Annotated in this window: 1 protein-coding gene; it reads right to left on the bottom strand. The window is 69.3% G+C overall.

What is annotated here, in order from left to right:
• Positions 1 to 127: 127 nt before the first annotated feature.
• The coding region (locus QSK17_RS35735; RefSeq protein ID WP_285711130.1) for an enolase C-terminal domain-like protein at positions 128 to 613 on the bottom strand (486 nt) is incomplete at its 5' end.

The following is a 613-nucleotide window of genomic DNA, read 5'->3' as shown; positions in this document are numbered from 1 at the left end:
CGACCGAGCTCGACTTGTCGGTGAAGAACCGCTCGGTCGCGGACGCGCCGGAGTCGGCCGCGGCCGGGGTGACGGTGTCGTTGGTCGCGTTCATGCTCTGGTACCTCCTGGTGTGCGGTGACTGGTGTCAGATGTCCTGGCGATAGCGGGCGAGCTTGTCCTCGTCGACCTCCACGCCGATGCCGGCGCCCTGCCGGACGGCGAGCGTTCCGTCCCGGATCTCGAGGGGTTCGGTGAGCAGGTCATCGCTCATGTCGAGGAAGTTCGAGAGCTCTCCGGCCCGCGCTGAGGTGAGCCGGTAGGCGGCGCCGAAGGCGACCGTGCACATGGATCCGATCTGGCCGTCGATCTGGTTGCCCATCACGACCTCGACCCCGGCCCCCTCGCACAGGTGGTGGACGCGCTGGGAGTACGTGAAGCCGGTGCGCGCCGTCTTGATGCTGATCGCGTTGGCGGCTCCGCCGAGCAGCTCCCTCGTGACCATGGCCGGGGTCGGCACGCTCTCGTCCGCGACGACAGGGATGGACGCCCTGCTCACCAGCCAGCGGCGGCCGAGGACGTCGTCGGCGGGGCACAGTTCCTCGGCCAGGGTGAGCCCGAGATCCTCCATGGC

Source organism: Microtetraspora sp. NBRC 16547 (assembly GCF_030268965.1).
In the GTDB taxonomy this organism is placed as follows: domain Bacteria; phylum Actinomycetota; class Actinomycetes; order Streptosporangiales; family Streptosporangiaceae; genus Microtetraspora.
The sequence above is the reverse complement of the archived record's forward strand: the minus strand, read 5'-3'. Positions and strand labels throughout refer to the sequence as shown.